We start from the raw sequence: 5,222 nt of genomic DNA on the forward strand, positions 1-5,222 counted from the left end.
AACACAGTGGACGCGAGCAACTGAGGACAAGCCCTCGGCCTATTAGTACCAGTCAACTCCACCGGTCACCCGGCTTCCATATCTGGCCTATCAACCCAGTCGTCTACTGGGAGCCTTACCCCATCAAGTGGGTGGGAGTCCTCATCTCGAAGCAGGCTTCCCGCTTAGATGCTTTCAGCGGTTATCCCTCCCGAACGTAGCCAACCAGCCATGCCCTTGGCAGAACAACTGGCACACCAGAGGTTCGTCCGTCCCGGTCCTCTCGTACTAGGGACAGCCCTTCTCAAGACTCCTACGCGCACAGCGGATAGGGACCGAACTGTCTCACGACGTTCTAAACCCAGCTCGCGTACCGCTTTAATGGGCGAACAGCCCAACCCTTGGGACCGACTCCAGCCCCAGGATGCGACGAGCCGACATCGAGGTGCCAAACCATCCCGTCGATATGGACTCTTGGGGAAGATCAGCCTGTTATCCCCGGGGTACCTTTTATCCGTTGAGCGACGGCGCTTCCACAAGCCACCGCCGGATCACTAGTCCCGACTTTCGTCCCTGCTCGACCCGTCGGTCTCACAGTCAAGCTCCCTTGTGCACTTACACTCAACACCTGATTACCAACCAGGCTGAGGGAACCTTTGGGCGCCTCCGTTACCCTTTGGGAGGCAACCGCCCCAGTTAAACTACCCATCAGACACTGTCCCTGATCCGGATCACGGACCCAGGTTAGACATCCAGCACGACCAGAGTGGTATTTCAACGACGACTCCACAACCACTGGCGTGGCCGCTTCACAGTCTCCCACCTATCCTACACAAGCCGAACCGAACACCAATATCAAACTGTAGTAAAGGTCCCGGGGTCTTTCCGTCCTGCTGCGCGAAACGAGCATCTTTACTCGTAGTGCAATTTCACCGGGCCTATGGTTGAGACAGTCGAGAAGTCGTTACGCCATTCGTGCAGGTCGGAACTTACCCGACAAGGAATTTCGCTACCTTAGGATGGTTATAGTTACCACCGCCGTTTACTGGCGCTTAAGTTCTCAGCTTCGCCCCACCGAAATGGAGCTAACCGGTCCCCTTAACGTTCCAGCACCGGGCAGGCGTCAGTCCGTATACATCGCCTTACGGCTTCGCACGGACCTGTGTTTTTAGTAAACAGTCGCTTCTCGCTGGTCTCTGCGGCCACCCCCAGCTCAGAGTGCAAGACTCATCACCAGAAATGGCCCCCCTTCTCCCGAAGTTACGGGGGCATTTTGCCGAGTTCCTTAACCATAGTTCACCCGAACGCCTCGGTATTCTCTACCAGACCACCTGAGTCGGTTTAGGGTACGGGCCGCCATGAAACTCGCTAGAGGCTTTTCTCGACAGCATAGGATCATCCACTTCACCACAATCGGCTCGGCATCAGGTCTCACCCTGCAAGAGCGGCGGATTTACCTACCACTCGGGCTACACCCTTACCCCGGGACAACCACCGCCCGGGATGGACTACCTTCCTGCGTCACCCCATCACTCACCTACTACCAGCTCGGGTCACCGGCTCCACCACTCCCGACCCACTCAAAGAGAAGGCGGGCGGCTTCACGGGCTTAGCATCACTGGATTCGATGTTTGACGCTTCACAGCGGGTACCGGAATATCAACCGGTTATCCATCGACTACGCCTGTCGGCCTCGCCTTAGGTCCCGACTTACCCTGGGCAGATCAGCTTGACCCAGGAACCCTTAGTCAATCGGCGCAAACGTTTCTCACGTTTGTATCGCTACTCATGCCTGCATTCTCACTCGTGAACCGTCCACAACTACCTTCCGGTGCTGCTTCACCCGGCACACGACGCTCCCCTACCCATCACGATCCCCGTTAGAGGTACATATCGCAATGACACGACTTCGGCGGTACGCTTGAGCCCCGCTACATTGTCGGCGCGGAATCACTAGACCAGTGAGCTATTACGCACTCTTTCAAGGGTGGCTGCTTCTAAGCCAACCTCCTGGTTGTCTCTGCGACTCCACATCCTTTCCCACTTAGCGTACGCTTAGGGGCCTTAGTCGATGCTCTGGGCTGTTTCCCTCTCGACCATGGAGCTTATCCCCCACAGTCTCACTGCCGCGCTCTCACTTACCGGCATTCGGAGTTTGGCTAAGGTCAGTAACCCGGTAGGGCCCATCGCCTATCCAGTGCTCTACCTCCGGCAAGAAACACACGACGCTGCACCTAAATGCATTTCGGGGAGAACCAGCTATCACGGAGTTTGATTGGCCTTTCACCCCTAACCACAGGTCATCCCCCAGGTTTTCAACCCTGGTGGGTTCGGCCCTCCACGAAGTCTTACCTCCGCTTCAGCCTGCCCATGGCTAGATCACTCCGCTTCGGGTCTTGAGCGTGCTACTGAACCGCCCTGTTCGGACTCGCTTTCGCTACGGCTTCCCCACACGGGTTAACCTCGCAACACACCGCAAACTCGCAGGCTCATTCTTCAAAAGGCACGCAGTCACGAGGATGTGCAAGCACACCCCGACGCTCCCACGGCTTGTAGGCACACGGTTTCAGGTACTATTTCACTCCGCTCCCGCGGTACTTTTCACCATTCCCTCACGGTACTATCCGCTATCGGTCACCAGGGAATATTTAGGCTTAACGGGTGGTCCCGCCAGATTCACACGGGATTTCTCGGGCCCCGTGCTACTTGGGTGTCTCTCAAACGAGCCGCTGACATTTCGACTACGGGGGTCTTACCCTCTACGCCGGACCTTTCGCATGTCCTTCGCCTACATCAACGGTTTCTAACTCGTCCCACGGCCGGCAGACCGTGGAAGAGAGATCCCACAACCCCCCAAACGCAACCCCTGCCGGGTCTCACACGCTTGAGGTTTGGCCTCATCCAGTTTCGCTCGCCACTACTCCCGGAATCACGGTTGTTTTCTCTTCCTGCGGGTACTGAGATGTTTCACTTCCCCGCGTTCCCTCCACTTGCCCTATGAGTTCAGACAAGGGTGACAGCCCATGACGACTGCCGGGTTTCCCCATTCGGAAACCCCCGGATCAAAGCCTGGTTGACGACTCCCCGGGGACTATCGTGGCCTCCCACGTCCTTCATCGGTTCCTGGTGCCAAGGCATCCACCGTGCGCCCTTAAAAACTTGGCCACAGATGCTCGCGTCCACTGTGCAGTTCTCAAACAACGACCAACCACCCATCACCCCGAACCAGATGCGATTCGAGTGCACTGGGGCCGGCAACCGAAGACGACCGGGCTCACCGCCCGCGCCTTCAGACACCCAACAGCGTGCCCGACACCCTCACCCCTCCAACCCGTGTTCCACGCCGAAGCAGTACTAACGACCAGAGCAGGTCAAAAGGTGCCGAATAATCAACGTTCCACCCATGAGCAACCAGTGCGAGACGTTCGCTCGCATCCTGGCCTCTGGACTGCCGAAACAGCCAAGAAGTGCTCCTTAGAAAGGAGGTGATCCAGCCGCACCTTCCGGTACGGCTACCTTGTTACGACTTCGTCCCAATCGCCAGTCCCACCTTCGACAGCTCCCTCCCACAAGGGGTTGGGCCACCGGCTTCGGGTGTTACCGACTTTCGTGACGTGACGGGCGGTGTGTACAAGGCCCGGGAACGTATTCACCGCAGCAATGCTGATCTGCGATTACTAGCAACTCCAACTTCATGGGGTCGAGTTGCAGACCCCAATCCGAACTGAGACCGACTTTTTGAGATTCGCTCCACCTTGCGGTATCGCAGCTCATTGTATCGGCCATTGTAGCACGTGTGCAGCCCAAGACATAAGGGGCATGATGACTTGACGTCGTCCCCACCTTCCTCCGAGTTGACCCCGGCGGTCTCCTGTGAGTCCCCATCACCCCGAAGGGCATGCTGGCAACACAGAACAAGGGTTGCGCTCGTTGCGGGACTTAACCCAACATCTCACGACACGAGCTGACGACAGCCATGCACCACCTGTACACCGACCACAAGGGGGACCCTGTCTCCAGAGTTTTCCGGTGTATGTCAAGCCTTGGTAAGGTTCTTCGCGTTGCGTCGAATTAAGCCACATGCTCCGCTGCTTGTGCGGGCCCCCGTCAATTCCTTTGAGTTTTAGCCTTGCGGCCGTACTCCCCAGGCGGGGAACTTAATGCGTTAGCTGCGGCACCGACGACGTGGAATGTCGCCAACACCTAGTTCCCACCGTTTACGGCGTGGACTACCAGGGTATCTAATCCTGTTCGCTCCCCACGCTTTCGCTCCTCAGCGTCAGTAATGGCCCAGAGATCCGCCTTCGCCACCGGTGTTCCTCCTGATATCTGCGCATTTCACCGCTACACCAGGAATTCCGATCTCCCCTACCACACTCTAGCCTGCCCGTATCGACTGCAGACCCGGGGTTAAGCCCCGGGCTTTCACAACCGACGCGACAAGCCGCCTACGAGCTCTTTACGCCCAATAATTCCGGACAACGCTTGCGCCCTACGTATTACCGCGGCTGCTGGCACGTAGTTAGCCGGCGCTTCTTCTGCAGGTACCGTCACTTTCGCTTCTTCCCTGCTGAAAGAGGTTTACAACCCGAAGGCCGTCATCCCTCACGCGGCGTCGCTGCATCAGGCTTTCGCCCATTGTGCAATATTCCCCACTGCTGCCTCCCGTAGGAGTCTGGGCCGTGTCTCAGTCCCAGTGTGGCCGGTCGCCCTCTCAGGCCGGCTACCCGTCGTCGCCTCGGTAGGCCATTACCCCACCGACTAGCTGATAGGCCGCGGGCTCATCCTTCACCGCCGGAGCTTTCAACCCCTTCCCATGCGAGAAGAAGTGATATCCGGTATTAGACCCCGTTTCCAGGGCTTGTCCCAGAGTGAAGGGCAGATTGCCCACGTGTTACTCACCCGTTCGCCACTAATCCCCGGCCGAAACCGGTTCATCGTTCGACTTGCATGTGTTAAGCACGCCGCCAGCGTTCGTCCTGAGCCAGGATCAAACTCTCCGTGAATGTGTACCCGTGATCGGGTCCGACACCACGAGAGCGGAACAGTCGGAGGAATGATCCGACCGTTCACAGCGTCCTCGCTGTGTATTTCAAAGGAACCTCGTCACCGGAATGATTCCGGTAGACGGGGTATCAACATATCTGGCGTTGATTTTTGGCACGCTGTTGAGTTCTCAAGGAACGGACGCTTCCTTTGTACTCACCGAGACCCTTCAGTCTCCGGCTTTCCTCCGGGCGCTT

The 5,222-nt window shown here is 57.5% G+C and carries 2 rRNA genes; both read right to left on the bottom strand.

The annotated features are described in order from the left end of the window. Positions 1–22: 22 nt before the first annotated feature. Positions 23–3,144, bottom strand: a 23S ribosomal RNA gene (locus OFY01_RS14670). A 313-nt stretch (positions 3,145–3,457) separates the two neighbouring features. Then, positions 3,458–4,985: ribosomal RNA gene (locus OFY01_RS14675) — 16S ribosomal RNA — on the bottom strand. The 16S and 23S rRNA genes sit together here, the layout of an rRNA operon. Between the last annotated feature and the right edge of the window lie 237 nt (positions 4,986–5,222).

Origin of the sequence: Streptomyces beihaiensis, from assembly GCF_026274175.1 — a bacterium.
Classification (GTDB): Bacteria; Actinomycetota; Actinomycetes; order Streptomycetales; family Streptomycetaceae; genus Streptomyces; species Streptomyces beihaiensis.